Below are 14358 nucleotides of genomic sequence, written 5' to 3' on the forward strand. Positions count from 1 at the left end.
GCCCAGGGCGGTCTCGCTCATCGGCTGAGGCTGCCACGACTCGACGTAGTCGCCCTGTTGCTGACGGTGTCCGATCGGTGCGCAGAAGTATGTGCCGAGACGGCCGGTGTTCGGATCGACGGCGCGCACGGTCAGCAGGGTGATCTCGTAGTCGAAGTCGATGAAACCTTCGACGATGACCCGTCCACCCTGGACGCGACCGCCGGCGACGGCGTGGTCCCAGGCTCGGTCGACCTCGTCCGGCCCGCGCACCACACTCTGGCCCTTGCCCGACGATGACATCACCGGTTTGACCACACACGGGAACCCGACCCGGTTGGTCGCGGAACGGACCTCGTCGGCCGAATCGGCGAACGCGTAGGGCGACGTCGGAAGACCCAGCCTTTCGTCGGCCAGCCGACGGATGCCCTCGCGGTTCATCGTCAGGGCCGTGGCACGCGCGGTGGGGATCACCTCGGTCAGACCGTCTTCGTGGACCTCGACGAGGACCTCGGTGGCGATGGCCTCGATCTCGGGGACCACGAAGTCTGGTTGCTCGGCCTCGATCACGGCACGCAGTGCGCGCGGGTCGGTCATGTTCACCACGTGTGAGCGGTGGGCGACCTGATGTCCCGGAGCGTTCGGATAACGATCGACCGCAACCACTTCGACGCCGAGCCGCTGGAAGGCGATGATCACTTCTTTGCCGAGTTCCCCGGCGCCGAGCAACATCACCTTGGTGGCGCCCGGGGTCAGTGGAGTGCCGATACGGTCGGGCACGGCAGAGATGACAACGCCGCTTCCCGAGGTATTGGTAGTCACAGAGCTAAGGCTAGCGCCTTCGGTCGGCCGTTCTACACCTGACGATCACCGGGCGCGGACTGCCGGGGCCGGGTCAGCCCATCTGGGCATGCCGATAGCACCAGCGCCACGTCTCGCCGGGCTCGGCCGAACGCATCACCGGGTGCCCGGTGGACTTGAAATGTGCGGTGGCGTGCTTGCGGGGACTCGAATCACAGCAGGCGACATGTCCGCAGGTCAGGCATTTACGAAGGTGCGCCCAGTGATCGACGCCCTCGGCAACGCAGTCCTGGCATGCATCTTGCGAGTCGACGGGTGGGTCCGCCGACGGATCCTCACTGGTCTGGACGAGTTCGGGGCACAATTCGTCCGCCACGTCGGCAAGCAATGTGGACGGTTTGATGTTGCGGTGCATGACCGACCGGATGGGGTTGCGCATCAGGTCCTTCCTCATGTGGTTCGCGAGCGGGCTCGGGCCAGGCCTCGGCGACGGGAGACGTCTGCGGCGAGAACAATTCCATTCTCCCGTATCTTTGGCTGGTTCGGTCGGGTGTGCGCTGAGGGAGGAATTCGGACGGTGGACGAAGGACTGTTGATCGTCGCCGTGGTCGCGGTGATCCTGGCCGCCATCTGTCGCCGATTCGGTCTCTCTGCCCCGTTGGTGCTGGTGGTGGTGGGGCTGGGGCTCGGCTGGATCCCAGGTCTCCCCGAGTTCACCCTGGAACCCGAGCTGGTCCTGTTCGCGGTGTTGCCGCCGCTGCTCTACTCGGCTGCCCTGGACAGTTCCTATGTGGCGCTGCGCAAGAACGTCCGCGCGGTAGGACTGCTGGCCGTCGGGCTGCCGCTCGCGACCACCGCGGGGGTCGGAGTGGTCGCGTACTACGCCGTCCCCGACCTCCCCTGGGCCGCCGCTTTTGTCCTGGGTGCGGTGATCGCCCCGCCCGATGCCGTGTCTGCGCAGGCCGTCGGTCGCCGTCTGGGTCTGCCCCGGCGCGTGATGACGCTGCTGGGCGGCGAGAGCCTGCTGAACGACGCCACCGCCCTGACGGCCTACCGCTTGGCGTTGGCCGCGGCTGTGGGCGCGACCACCACCGTGTGGGACGGCATCCTGGCCTTCCTGATCGCTGCCGTCGGCGGCCTGATCGTGGGACTTGCTGCCGGGCTCGCGGTCGCCTTCATGCGCCACTTCCTCACCGATCCCCCGATGGAGACGGCCCTGGGAATCATCGCGCCGTTTGCGATCTACTTCGTCGCCGAGGAGATCCATGCATCGGGTGTGATCGCGGTTGTCGCGGCGGGCCTCTATCTGGGTCAGCGGTCGGTGCGCGAGGGATACGCCACCCGCTTGCAGGACAACGCCGTCTGGCGTTCGATCGACGCCATCCTCGAGTCGTTTGTGTTCCTGCTCATCGGACTCCAGCTCCCGCAGGTCATCGAAGGTCTGGGAGACCGGTCGACCGCCGCGATCTGCTGGGCCGCGGCCGCCGTCTTCGCCGCGACCATCGCGATCCGCATCGTCTGGGTGTTCGGAGCGACATACGGTGCCCGGCTGTTCCCACGAATACGTGAGCGTGAACCGTATCCACAGCCCGGCGCGGTGTTTGTGGTGTCGTGGGCGGGCATGCGCGGGGTGGTCAGTCTTGCTGCGGCCTTTGCCATTCCGCTCACCGTCGACGACGGTACCCAGTTCCCGGCCCGCGACGCGATCTTGTTCCTCGCCTTTGTGGTGGTGGTCGGGACCTTGTTGTTGCAAGGAACCACGTTGCCGTTGCTCATCAGGTGGCTCGGTGTGCAGGGTGATGAGAGGCAGGCCGATCTGGTGGGCCTGGCCCGCGCCCAGGACCGCGCCGGCCGGACCGCGTTCGCGCGGCTCGAGCAGATCAAGGCCGAGATACCCGAGGGTGACGCCCGCCTGGAGCAGGTGAAGATCTTGGAGCACTGGATCCGGGCCCGGAAGAACCTTGCGTGGGAAGGACTGGGCCGGGACTCCGACGAGATCGGCGAGAGTCCGACGGAGGCGTACAACCGGATCCGCAACGAGCTCATCCAGATTCAGCGCGAGGTGTTCATCGACGAACGCGACCGCGGGCGGATCGACGACGAGGTGCTACGGAGCGCGTTGCGGCAGCTCGACCTCGCCGAAGGTCTCGGCGACAGCCGAAAGCAGGTGTGACAGTCGGCAGCCGAAAGCAGGTGTGACAGTGGATAGCCGAAAGCAGTTGTGACGAGCGGTCTGTCAGTCGGCGGAACTCTGGGTCGCGTACACCTCGGTGGCCTCGGAGCGGCCACGTAATACCGTCGAGTCCTGGTGGTGCCATTGTGACGCTTCGGATTTCGATGCCGCCTCGACCGCGCGGCCCGATGAGAGAGGACGGCCCGGGTCCTTTTTCGCGAGTTCACTGAGCCGGGCGGCCTCGTTCACGGCGTCGCCGATGACGGTGTACTCGAAACGCTGGATGGCGCCCACGTTGCCCGCGACCACCGGACCGTAGGCGACACCGATGCCCGCCTGCAGTTGCGGCACTTTGATGGCCAGTTCCTCGCTGATCTCACGCGCGGCGACGAGGGCCGATGCGGCGGAATCGGACAGGCCGATCGGAGCCCCGAACACGGCGAGCACCGCGTCGCCCTGGAACTTGTTGACCAGTCCGTCGTGCTTCTCGACGGTCGACACCACCACGGCGAAGAACTGGTTCAGGATGTTCACCACATCGGCGGGCGGGCGGGTGGCGGCCAAGGTGGTGGAGCCGATGACGTCGATGAACAGCACGGCGACGGTCTGTTCGCTGCCGCCGAGTTCGGGGTCCTGCGCCAAAGCGGCCTCGGCGACCTCCTTGCCGACGTGACGGCCGAACAGGTCGCGCAGGCGCTCGCGTTCGCCGAGACCGGCGACCATCGAGTTGAAACCCGCCTGCAGGTCGCCGAGTTCGGTGCCGTCGAAGACCACCACCCGTACGTCGTTGTCTCCGCTGCGAACCCGGCTCATCCCCTGCCGGACGGTACGGATGGGCGCGACGATGCTGTCCATGCTCAGGAAGTTCAGGATCGACCCGGTGAACAGTGCGGTGGCGCTCAGGACCGTGACGGCGATGAAGATGTCGACCTTGGTGGTGTCGTCGCGGAACAGCCCGAAGATGACCACGAGCATCACCCCGACGATGGGGATGCCTGATCCCACCGACCAGGTCAGCATTCCGCGTGTGCGCAGGCTGCCGCGGCGGGCAGCGCGGACGTGCCCGGCTTCGAGGGCCTGGGCGGCGACGGGCCGCAGGGAGAACTCGGTCAGCAGATACGCGATGGAGCACACCACGGCTGCCGAGAGCCCCACCACGAATGCGATCTTGGGGATGAGGGCAGCGTCGTAGACCCCGTATGCGGTGGTGAACAGGATGCCTGCCACCACCCACAGCGCGGCCTGCAGCCTGGTGAGCAGTGCTGGTGCCTTCAGTGCTGCGCGCGCCTGGGCCGCCGTCGGCGGTTCGTCGCGCAACGCCCACCGGAGTCGTCGCAATACTCGGGTGGTGCCCACCCATAGTCCGATCAGGAAGGCCAGCGAGACATAGACCGGCACCACGATGAAGTTGACCCACCACAGACCGGACTGCAGCACGCTCGGCTCGGGGATGCCGATGGTCACCAGCAGGATTACCATGCCGGCACCGATGGCGTTGGCGGTGAGGACACCGACGGAGATCAGGAGCTGGATCCGGATCCGCTTCTTGTGGATGGAGTCCTGCGTGGACCCCAGGAGGATGGATCCGTAGTCGGACTCGCGCCGCGAGAGCCTCATCGGCGCTCCGGTGTGGTGCGAGTGGGTTTCACGCCGGTCAATCTACTGCGGATCGGCGCTCACCAGGCAGGCGGTACTCCTGTTTGGGCCTGCCGGTGGCGCCGTAGCGCAGGCGCATCGCCAGCTTTCCCGACGCCACCATGTGGGCGAGATGCCGCCGGGCGGTGGGCGGCGAGATGCCGACCGCCGCGGACACCTCGTCGGCGAACATCACCTGGCCCGATTGCGCGAACGCCTCCAAAATCAGTTGCTCTGTGTGCGAGCCACTTTCGGAGCTCTCTCGCGTGACGCGGCCGAACCGCAATGCGCTGACCGCGGCGTCGACAGTGCTCTGGTCGATCGCCGGTGCAGCCAGGATGCGCCGATACTGCGCGTAAGCGGACAGTCGACGCGCGAGCTCGGTGTTCTCGAACGGTTTGATCAGGTACGTCAGCGCCCCACCGCGGAACGCGCGCCGGATGGCAGCGCTGTCGGTCTCGGCGCTGACGACAAACGTGTCGCAGCCGATCTGGGCCGCGAGTTCGAGTCCGGAACCATCGGGCAGGTGGACGTCGACGAGGGCGAGGTCGACGTCGGGTTGTTCGGCGAGGACCGAGAGGGCCTGCTCGCGACCGCCTGCTGTGCCTGCCACCGAGAACCCACCGACGGCCTCGACGATGGACGCGTGCAGACCGGCGACCCGGAAGTCGTCGTCCACGATGAGCACCTTGAACTCCCGGGCTGTCATCGCGCCGGCTCCTGGTCCAGCGGTTCGACTGGTTCGTGCGGGCTCAGCATCCTGGGCAGCCGCGCGACGAAGACGGCGCCACCGAGGAGGTTGTCGGGTTGCTTGGCGTCGCCGCCCGCATCCACGAGTGTCAGGTCCCCGCCGCGGGTTTGCGCCAGCTGTCGCGACAGCGCCAGACCCATCCCCCGCCCGCCGGGCACGGAGTCGTCCTTGTGGGTGGTGACGCCCTCGGTGAAGACCTGCCGCGGATCGGCGAGCCTCACACCGGGCCCGGAGTCCGACACGACCACCAGCAAGGTGTCGTCTGCGACGATCAGTTCCACCTCGACCTGGGCGGGTGCCCCGCCGGAGGCGGCCTCTGATGCATTGCCGGAGGCGGCCCCGATTGCCCCGCCGGAGGCGGCCTCTAATGCATTGTCGGTGAGGTTGCCCACGATTGTCGTTGCGGCCACCGGGTCCTGCAATGTTCCGGAGACCAACGTCTGTGGACCCAGCGTGAGCAGTACGCCGCGCTCGCGGGCGGAGGCTGCCTTGGCGTCGAGGAATGCCCGCAGGTGCGGCTCGTTGATGTTCTCGCTGCCGGGCAGGTCGATGCCGTACGGACCTGTGCCCATCACCTCGTCCAGATAGTCGAGTGCAGCGCCGGCATCGCCTTGCCGCAGCAAGCCGGCGGTGACGTGCATCCGGTTGGCCGATTCGTGTCGCTGAGCGCGCAGGGCATCGGTCATCGACTTGATCGAGTCGAGCTGTCGGGTAAGGGCTTCCACGTCGGTGCGGTCCACCACCGACAACACGATGCCTAGATCTGTACCGTCGCGCCGCACCTGGTGGGAACTGACCAGCACCACACGGTCACCCACCGCGGCCGACCGCGGCGTCTGCACGGGCGTGGTCGCGACCTCCAGCACGCGTGCGGTCAGACCCACCTCGGTGACCGGGGTGCCGATGTCGGCGGTCACGCCCAAGAGGGTGCGCGCCTTGTCGTTGATCACCCGGACCACACCGGATGGGTCGATGGCAACAACACCTTCACCGATCGAGTGCAGTACCGCCCCTTGCTCACGCACCAGCTCCGCGAGTTGGTCCGGTTCCAGGCCCAGGGTGAGGCGACGCCACCGCCGCGCGAGCAGCGCCGAGCCGATGACACCGGCGAGGAGCGCGGCCAGTGCGATGAGGACAAGGGCGATCACATCACCGCGCAGGTCGTCGCTGATCTTCTCCGTGGAGATCCCGACGCTCACGAGCCCGACAACCTCGGTGGAGTCCGGGGCGAGGACCGGTACCTTGGCACGCACCGATTCGCCCAGCGTTCCACGGTCGGTGGCCAGGTCCTCTCGACCGCCGAGTGCACGGCCCGGATCGGTACTGAGGGGGCGGGTCAGTTCGGTTGTGTCGGGGTGCGCAAGCCTCAGTCCACGATTGTTGGCGATGACCACGAAGAGGGCGCCGGTGCGGTCGGCGACGGCGACTGCCTGCGCTTGGAGCGGTCCGCCGGCAAGAGCTTTCTGATCGAGCGAGTTGCCGCTGCCCGCGGCCACCTCGGCGCGCACCTGATCGTCGGTCGCCACCGATCTGGCGATGGCGAGTGCGCGCTGACCGTATTCCTCCCGGAGTTTGTCGTCGCTGCCGGAGATCACGATGCCGAAGCCGACACCGAGACTGACCAGGATCACCACCACCTGCAGGAGCAGGACCTGGTTTCGCAACCGCATGAACACAGCGTAGGCACCCGCCATCCGACGGGTGCCCACGTTGCCTGCCAACAGTTTGGCCATCGTGTTGTCGATCAGATGGGGATGGCTCCCACAAGGGTGCCGACCACAAGCATCGCGACCGAGACCGCCGCGGCCCGCCACAGCACCTTCTTGTGATGATCGGCCAGCGAGACCCCGGCGAGCGACACAAGCAACAAGATCGCCGGAACCAGCGGGCTCTGCATGTGCACGGTCTGGCCTGTGATGGAGGCCCGTGCCATCTCGGCGGGGGTGATCCCGTAGGTGGCGGCGGTTTCCGAGAGCACCGGCAGCACACCGAAGTAGAAGGCGTCGTTGCTCATGAGGAACGTGAACGGCATCGACAGGAGGCCGGTGATCACGGCCAGGTGCGGTCCCATCGAATCAGGGAGCACGGAGGTCAGCCACTGTGCGATCGCCTCCACCATGCCGGTGCCTGCGAAGACCCCGGTGAGGACTGCCGCCGCGAGAACCATGGCCACCACGGAGACGATGCTCGAGGAGTGCCTGGTGATTGCCTGCTGCTGATCCTTGATGTGCGGGAAGTTGATCACCAGCGCGATGCCGGCGGCCACCATGAACAGCACCGGGATGGCGACGACGTCCATTCCGAGCACGGCGAGCAGGGCGACGGTGAGCGCCGCGTTGATCCAGAAGAGCCTGGGACGCAAGATGTCGCGATCAGGGTCTAGCGCGCCGGCGACGATGCCGGCGTCTGCGGTGCCGCCTGAATCGGTGTTCCGGAGTTCACTGGAGCCTGCACCGAATGCGTCTGTGCCCGAACCACCCGTACCCGAACCACCGGTGCCTCGCCGCGGTCCGCGACCACGGCCGTTGCCGCTGCCGCCGTTGCCGCCGCCACTGCCGACCAGGACGTCGGCGGACTCACGGGCCAGCACCGATTCCTTGATGGTGATCGAACCGATCCTGCGACGTTCCATCAGGCCGAGGTGGTAGGAGAACAGGAGCACGATGACAAGACCGACAACCAGCGACGGGATCATCGGGATGAACACCTCGGACGGTGAGATGCCCAGTGCCGCAGCGGCACGCGCGGTCGGCCCACCCCACGGGAGGATGTTCAGGGTGCCGTTGGCCAGACCCGCGGTGACCGTCAGGACCACCGGACTGACACCCAGCTTGAGGTAGAGGGGCAGCAGTGCCGAGGTGACGATGATGAATGTGGTGGAGCCGTCACCGTCGAGGGACACCACCATCGCCAGCAACGCCGTTCCCACCACCAGCCGTGCCGGATCGGCCTTCACCGCCCGGACGACTCCGCGCACGATCGGGTCGAACAGGCCGACATCGATCATGATGCCGAAGTAGATGATGGCGAAGAAGAGCATCGCCGCTGTCGGGGCCAGGTCCTCGATGCCGTCGGTGATCATGTCGCTGATCCCCAGGCCCGCGCCGGCGAACAGACCGAAGGCGATCGGGACCAGGATGAGGCCCACCACCGGAGTGGTCCTCTTGGTCATGATGAGGAACATGAAGGTGGCCACCATCAGGAGGCCCAAGGCTACTAACATGACAACGCTGCTCTCGGTTGGCGACTGTGGACTGGCGGGAGTGACCTCCGCTACATCCGAAGTCTTGAGGTAGCGCACGTCACAGTCACGCTTGAGCGCGTAAGTCGCGTTTTGCGCGTTTTGCTCACCGTTCGCAACACCGCATGAAACGGGTTGAACTGCAGGTTTTATCCGTCAACCCGGCAGCAGATAGTGAGCTGTCAGCGTTTTCCACAGCGGAAGATGCGGATCGTTGCGGGGGTCGCGTCTGTCGATGAGGTACGGCATGGCCGCCCCGCGCATTCCGGAGAGCAGGATCGGATACAGCTCGTCGTAGCGGGGCGCGGACGTCAGAACCGGCCCGAGAAATGATGCGACAGCAGCGCGGACGGTCGGGCCCAATTCACGTTCTGCGGGCAGCAGCGCACTGCGCAGGTTGGTGTTGGTGCGCGCGGCGGTCCAGAGCTCGATGGACGCGACGAAGTACGGCTGGTGGAATGTCGACCATCCGGTGTCGATGCCGAGGGAGATCCGCTCGATCGGATCATCGGGCCAGTCGACCTGGCGGGCCAGGTCCTCGATGCGCACCTTCGCGAGGTGATGCACGGCCGCCATCAGCAGGTCATCGCGAGATGGGAAGTGATGCAACAGCTTTCCGCGCGATACCCCTGCGGCCTCTTGGATGGCGAGGGTGCTCGCCTGGGCGTAACCCCTGTCGATCAGCACCTCGAGCGCCGCGTCGAGTATGTGATTGCGACTACGTGTGCCCTTGGACTCCCGTGGTCCGAGATCGACTGCGACAGGATCAGATTCGGGCCCGGTGGTCATCCGGTGATGCTACCGCGGCTCACACGTCCATGATGTGTGGCAGACCCGCCCGGTAGCGGTCGCGGTCGGTCTGTTTGAACGGGTCCAGCAGCGGGAGTTCCCAGAGCGGGTGCACCGCCACGCGAGCGGCGTTGCTACCTGCCGCGTCCAGAATTGCGTTGGCCACCCGCCGTCCCGACTCGTTGGCACCCTCCATCGTCGCGAGGTCGATGTTCGTGCGCACGTGGTCGCCGCCGATGAAGAAGTTCGAGATCGCGGTCTCGGCGGTGGGCCGGTGCCGGTAGGAATCGGCGGTGTTCACCATCAACGGCGTCGCGTTGGAGATGGCGGGTTCCCAGGTGATACCCGGATCGAGATGCCAGCTCACCAGTTCCTCGTCGCGCAGGATCGGCTTCGAGCCACGGTTGAGCGCGCGGCTCATCTGCGCCCAGACCTCCTTGGCGACCTCGTCTTTGGTGCATTGTTTGGCGGTTTTGCCGTACAGGATTCCCGGAGTGTCCCAGTCGGAGATGTCCACCGACAGGCAGTCGTGTACCCACCCGTCGCCGTAGATCCTCCCGAAGTCGACCTCCCACGGCGCCGCCTGGAACAGGCCGGTCAGGGCCCACGGAGTCCCCAGCGCCGCAATGTGACTCGGCACCACATCAGACCGCCGCGACAGGAAGTACTGGATTCCCACCATCCAGTCGTCGACCAGGTGGTTGATGCCCTCGAGTGCCGGCGCGGCCGCAAGGAGATCCGGCCGCAGGAGCGGTTTGAGCCGGTCCAGCGGCATGGCAGCGACGTACCAGTCGGCGGTCACGGTGGAGCTGGAACCGGCGTCGCCGGTCACCCGGGCACCGGTGATCCGTCCACCCTGCACGTCGAAGCCGGTTGCGGCCTGGCCCATCACGAACCGCACGCCCCGACCACGCAAGTACGCCACCCACGGGTCTATCCACGCGTGATTGGTGGGAGCGTTGAGGATTCGGTCCACCCCACCCCCGACGATGGTCCCGGCGTACTGCGAGATCAGACCGGTGGCCGAGGTGACCAGCGCGAGTCCGATCTGCCCGATGGTGCGCGCCGACCCCATGTCGGGTTTGGCCGCAACCGTCGCTCGGGTCAGGGCGCTCACCAGATACTTCTGGTAGGCAGGGGATTTGCCATTGGCCTTGACGAACTCCATCCAGGACTGCTTCTCCCACTGACCGATTCGCCGTTCCTCGCAACTGGTCGCGATGACGAGTTCTCGCTGCACGAAGAACGCGAGTTCGTGGGCGGGTACGTCTCCGGCGATCTTCAGCGACGTCATCAAGGTGTTGCGAAGATTGTCTAGATCGGCGATGGCGCCGACATGCTGCACGAGCCCGTCGATCGACTGTGGTGCGGTGACCGGCGCATAACCCGGTTCGTCGAGGGCCACCACCGCACCCTCGACATTGATCAGGTGTCGGTCCCTGACGTTTCCCCCACCTGGCAACGGGATTCGCGCCATGGTGTCCGGAACGTGTTGATAACAACCGGGAAAGAAGCGGAAACCGTGCTCCCCCGGCAGCGCCATCCGTCCGCCGGCGGCGCTGCCGGGCACGTCCATGCTCCGTGCCTTACCCCCTAGGAAGGCAGGCTCATAGACGGTCACCGAGAAACCACGCTCGATGAGTTCTTGGGCCACGGCCAGTCCTGACATCCCGCCGCCGAAGACCGCGACCTCGCGACCGCCGCCGGCCCCCGTCGGTGGGACCGCACGGGCAACCGGTCCGACCAGCGACGGCACCACAAAGCTGGTGCCGATAGCGCCGGTCGCCGCCGCGGCCCCCTTGAGCAGGGTGCGCCGAGACACCCCTCGGTCGCCCGTTGTCGTACCCACCATGATCGAGACCCCTCCCAACAGTCAGTACTGACTGTTCCCTGAGGGATGTCTATCACAGCGTTCGCCGCGGTTGGGACGGTTCGGCAGATCAGTCCCGTCAGACGAGCCCGGGCGAGCCACAGGGGCCAGGCCCGTGCCGTCGGCTAGAGGATGTCGCGCCGCACGATGGTCTGCTCCCGGCCGGGCCCCACGCCGATGCACGAGATGTGCGCGCCGGACAGCTCTTCGAGTCGGAGCACGTAGTCCTGGGCATTCTTCGGCAGGTCGTCGAAGGTGCGGCACTGTGAGATGTCCTCCCACCAGCCGGGCATCTCCTCGTAGATGGGCTTGGCGTGGTGGAACCCGGTTTGCGTCATCGGCATCTCGTCCACCCGCTCCCCGTCCACCTCGTAGGCGACGCAGATCGGCACGGTGTCGAGGCTGGAGAGCACGTCGAGCTTTGTCAGGAAGTAGTCGGTGATGCCGTTGACCCGCGTGGCGTACCGAGCGATCACGGCATCGAACCAGCCACAGCGACGCGCGCGGCCGGTGGTGACGCCCACCTCGCCGCCGGTCTTGGCCAGGTAGGCACCCCACTCGTCGAACAGCTCGGTGGGGAACGGCCCCGACCCCACTCGCGTGGTGTAGGCCTTGAGGATTCCGAGGACGGTGGTGATCCGGGTCGGGCCGATGCCCGAGCCCACCGCCGCGCCACCCGACGTGGGGTTCGACGAGGTCACAAACGGATAGGTGCCGTGATCGACGTCGAGCAGGGTGCCCTGCGACCCTTCGAGCAGCACGGTCTCGCCGGCCTCGAGCGCTTGGTTCAGCAGCAGCCTGGTGTCGGCGATGCGGTGTTTGAAACCGTCTGCCTGACCCAGCACCTCTTCGACCACGTGCGCCGGGTCCAGGGCACGCCGGTTGTAGATCTTGGTGAGGATCTGGTTCTTGATCTCGAGGGCAGCCTCGACCTTCTGGGTCAGGATGCTCTCGTCGAGCACATCGGCGACCCGCACGCCGACCCGGGCGATCTTGTCCTGATAGCAGGGCCCGATGCCGCGGCCGGTGGTGCCGATCTTCTTGTTCCCGAGAAATCTCTCGGTGACCTTGTCGATGGCGACGTGGTACGGCATCAGCAGATGCGCGTCGGCCGAGATCATCAGACCCGTGGTGTCGACGTCGCGATCCTCGAGACCGCTGAGCTCGGTGAGCAGCACCCCCGGGTCGACGACCACACCGTTGCCGATGACGTTGTTGACTCCCGGAGTCAAGATGCCTGACGGGATCAGATGCAGAGCGAAGGTCTCCCCGTTGGGCAGAACCACCGTGTGACCGGCATTGTTGCCGCCCTGGTATCGCACCACCCATTGCAGTCGACCACCGAGTAGATCTGTGGCTTTGCCCTTACCTTCATCGCCCCATTGGGCGCCGATCAGCACGATCGCAGGCATTTATGCGCTCCTTCCGGTTCGAGCGTGACGTAGACACACCGAACCGTGGGACAACCCTACTTGTTCGGACCGACGATTACCCGATCCCGGTGGCTCAAGAACCTCTCGGCGCCGTGCCGAGACCATCTGCGGTGCCCGCCAGTACGATCGCGGACGGGCGTCACGAGGATGATCGCCGCAGGTGAAGAGACGAGTGAGGTGACCGGTGGCGCCACAGGGTCTACGCGTGATCGCCGAGCAAGACGCGGCCGACGATCTCATCCCGCCGGGCGTCGCCACGGTCCGGGCGGTGCGCGAACGCGCGTCGATCATCGGTGCCGTCACCGCCACACTGGCCAACCCGGACATGCGACGAGTTGTCGTGGTCGCCGGGCCCGAGTTGCCCGACGCCTTCTGCGCTGCCGTGGTCGCACGACTCATGCTCGTCGAGCGCCTCGACGTCGAGGTCGCGCTCGTCCTGCCCGCCCCCACTCTTGCCACCAAGATCTACGAGCTGCCGTTCGGGGCGCCGGCCGTCGAACTGGCCCAGAGCGGCGCCGCCGTCGAACTACCACTGGTCCGGGACGATGCGGCCATCGTGTTGCTCGGCCGCGCCCACCAGCGCGGCGTCGACGGCGACCTCGGCGGCGAGAGTTACGTCGACAACGACCTGCTCTACCGCGGGCGGACCAAGGGAGTTGTCATCGAACCGCTGATGACGATGCCCGGGGTCAGGGCCAAGGTCGACCGCCGCTGGCGTTCGTCCTGGCTCACCGGCAGGGCCGTCCAGACCGGCGCACCACAACTGGTCGTCGACCGCGACGGGGTCCCCGGTCCCCGGCCGGTCAAGAGGTCGACCTTCTACCGCCATCACGTCAACTGGAAGTTGGTCCGCCCTTGAGCACCACCACCACCGAGATCATCCGCTCGGTGCGTCCTGGTCCGGTGTTCCTCGCCGTGGTCGCGGCCACCGCGCTGGGCGGTGCACTGCTCTGGACATCGGGCCGGGACAACGACCCCGTGGCGGTGATCGGGGCGCTCCTGCTCGTTGTGGGCGGCTGGGTGATCTCGCTGTCGCTGCACGAGTTCGGGCACGCCGTCACCGCGTTCAAGTTCGGTGACCGCGGCGCCGAGCTCCGCGGCTACCTCACACTCAACCCTCTCAAGTATGCCCATCCCGGCCTGTCGATCGGGCTGCCGCTGGTCATCATCCTGTTGGGCGGCATCGGTTTTCCCGGTGGCGCCGTATACGTGAACAAGTCGGGATTCACGCGGGCCCAGCGCAGCCTGGTCTCCGCTGCGGGCCCGTTGGCCAACATCCTCATCGCCATCGTCCTGCTCGTGGTCATCTCCGGCCGCGACAACGCGGCGCTGATCGGTGAACTGAACTTCTGGTCGTCGCTGGCGATGCTGGCCCTGCTGCAGATCACCGCCGCAGTGCTCAACCTCCTGCCGATCCCCGGACTCGACGGCTACGGGATCATCGAGCCGTACCTGTCCGACAACACGCGCCGATCGGTGGCGCCGGTCGCACCGTTCGGGATCCTGCTGATCTTTGTCATCCTGCTGGTGCCGCAGCTCAACCGTGCGTTCTTCGACCTCGTGTACTGGTTGTTCGAATTGTCCGGGGTCAGCAGCTTTCTGGCGTCGTGGGGCTGGGACTTGTTTGTCTTCTGGAAGTAGGGGGTAGTCGCCCCCCAAGCACGGCGCCGGAACCTGTCGTAGTGT

12 protein-coding genes are annotated in these 14358 nt (G+C 66.4%); 3 read left to right on the forward strand and 9 right to left on the reverse strand.

Annotation, left to right across the window (positions count from 1 at the left end):
- Together purT and W823_RS35980 are read right to left on the reverse strand one after the other, a co-directional pair.
- A partial coding sequence (gene purT / locus W823_RS35975) for a formate-dependent phosphoribosylglycinamide formyltransferase (protein WP_304413077.1) occupies positions 1–801 on the reverse strand: 801 nt, incomplete at its 3' end.
- A 73-nt stretch (positions 802–874) separates the two neighbouring features.
- Positions 875–1195, reverse strand: a complete 321-nt coding sequence (locus W823_RS35980) for a UBP-type zinc finger domain-containing protein (protein WP_120802928.1) — start codon at positions 1193–1195, stop codon at positions 875–877.
- 162 nt (positions 1196–1357) lie between these two features.
- Here W823_RS35980 and W823_RS35985 point away from each other — a divergent pair, with 162 nt between their 5' ends.
- Complete coding sequence (locus W823_RS35985; RefSeq protein ID WP_023955529.1) at positions 1358–2953, forward strand: Na+/H+ antiporter; 1596 nt, start codon at positions 1358–1360, stop codon at positions 2951–2953.
- 63 nt (positions 2954–3016) lie between these two features.
- Here the strand turns inward: W823_RS35985 and W823_RS35990 are convergent, their stop codons facing one another.
- The 7 genes from W823_RS35990 to W823_RS36020 form a co-directional block, all read right to left on the reverse strand.
- On the reverse strand, positions 3017–4570 hold the full coding sequence (locus tag W823_RS35990) for an adenylate/guanylate cyclase domain-containing protein (protein WP_023955531.1): 1554 nt from the start codon (positions 4568–4570) through the stop codon (positions 3017–3019).
- 37 nt (positions 4571–4607) lie between these two features.
- Positions 4608–5297 (reverse strand): response regulator, encoded by a 690-nt coding sequence (locus W823_RS35995; protein ID WP_031331513.1) that lies wholly within the window; start codon positions 5295–5297, stop codon positions 4608–4610.
- Positions 5294–7009 carry a sensor histidine kinase gene (locus tag W823_RS36000; RefSeq protein ID WP_031331514.1) on the reverse strand — a complete coding sequence of 572 codons (1716 nt, stop codon included), beginning with the start codon at positions 7007–7009 and terminating at the stop codon, positions 5294–5296. The genes W823_RS35995 and W823_RS36000 overlap by 4 nt, the downstream gene beginning before the upstream one ends.
- Before the next feature lie 74 nt (positions 7010–7083).
- Positions 7084–8562 carry a CitMHS family transporter gene (locus W823_RS36005; protein ID WP_023955537.1) on the reverse strand — a complete coding sequence of 493 codons (1479 nt, stop codon included), beginning with the start codon at positions 8560–8562 and terminating at the stop codon, positions 7084–7086.
- Positions 8563–8736: 174 nt separating this feature from the next.
- The gene (locus W823_RS36010) at positions 8737–9369 is read right to left on the reverse strand and encodes a TetR/AcrR family transcriptional regulator (RefSeq protein WP_023955539.1); all 633 of its coding nucleotides are present in this window, start codon (positions 9367–9369) and stop codon (positions 8737–8739) included.
- 19 nt (positions 9370–9388) lie between these two features.
- Positions 9389–11221 carry an FAD-dependent oxidoreductase gene (locus tag W823_RS36015; protein ID WP_031331515.1) on the reverse strand — a complete coding sequence of 611 codons (1833 nt, stop codon included), beginning with the start codon at positions 11219–11221 and terminating at the stop codon, positions 9389–9391.
- 143 nt (positions 11222–11364) lie between these two features.
- The gene (locus W823_RS36020; RefSeq protein WP_023955543.1) at positions 11365–12651 is read right to left on the reverse strand and encodes an adenylosuccinate synthase; all 1287 of its coding nucleotides are present in this window, start codon (positions 12649–12651) and stop codon (positions 11365–11367) included.
- Between the two features lie 226 nt (positions 12652–12877).
- Between W823_RS36020 and W823_RS36025 the strand changes: the two genes are divergently transcribed.
- A complete protein-coding gene (locus W823_RS36025; RefSeq protein ID WP_023955545.1) occupies positions 12878–13531 on the forward strand; it encodes a hypothetical protein in 654 nt (217 codons plus the stop codon).
- A complete protein-coding gene (locus W823_RS36030) occupies positions 13528–14313 on the forward strand; it encodes a site-2 protease family protein (protein WP_023955547.1) in 786 nt (261 codons plus the stop codon). Before W823_RS36025 ends, W823_RS36030 begins: the two co-directional genes overlap by 4 nt.
- Positions 14314–14358 lie beyond the last annotated feature (45 nt).

Source organism: Williamsia sp. D3 (genome assembly GCF_000506245.1).
Taxonomy (GTDB): Bacteria; Actinomycetota; Actinomycetes; order Mycobacteriales; family Mycobacteriaceae; genus Williamsia; species Williamsia muralis.

Excerpts from the sequence above, each read along its gene's own strand:
- W823_RS35980 (WP_120802928.1), bottom strand. The coding sequence starts at position 1,195 with ATGCACCGCAACATCAAACCGTCCACATTGCTTGCCGACGTGGCGGAC.
- W823_RS35990 (WP_023955531.1), bottom strand. The coding sequence starts at position 4,570 with ATGAGGCTCTCGCGGCGCGAGTCCGACTACGGATCCATCCTCCTGGGG.
- W823_RS35995 (WP_031331513.1), bottom strand. The coding sequence starts at position 5,297 with ATGACAGCCCGGGAGTTCAAGGTGCTCATCGTGGACGACGACTTCCGG.
- W823_RS36000 (WP_031331514.1), bottom strand. The coding sequence starts at position 7,009 with ATGCGGTTGCGAAACCAGGTCCTGCTCCTGCAGGTGGTGGTGATCCTG.
- W823_RS36005 (WP_023955537.1), bottom strand. The coding sequence starts at position 8,562 with ATGTTAGTAGCCTTGGGCCTCCTGATGGTGGCCACCTTCATGTTCCTC.
- W823_RS36010 (WP_023955539.1), bottom strand. The coding sequence starts at position 9,369 with ATGACCACCGGGCCCGAATCTGATCCTGTCGCAGTCGATCTCGGACCA.
- W823_RS36015 (WP_031331515.1), bottom strand. The coding sequence starts at position 11,221 with ATGGTGGGTACGACAACGGGCGACCGAGGGGTGTCTCGGCGCACCCTG.
- W823_RS36020 (WP_023955543.1), bottom strand. The coding sequence starts at position 12,651 with ATGCCTGCGATCGTGCTGATCGGCGCCCAATGGGGCGATGAAGGTAAG.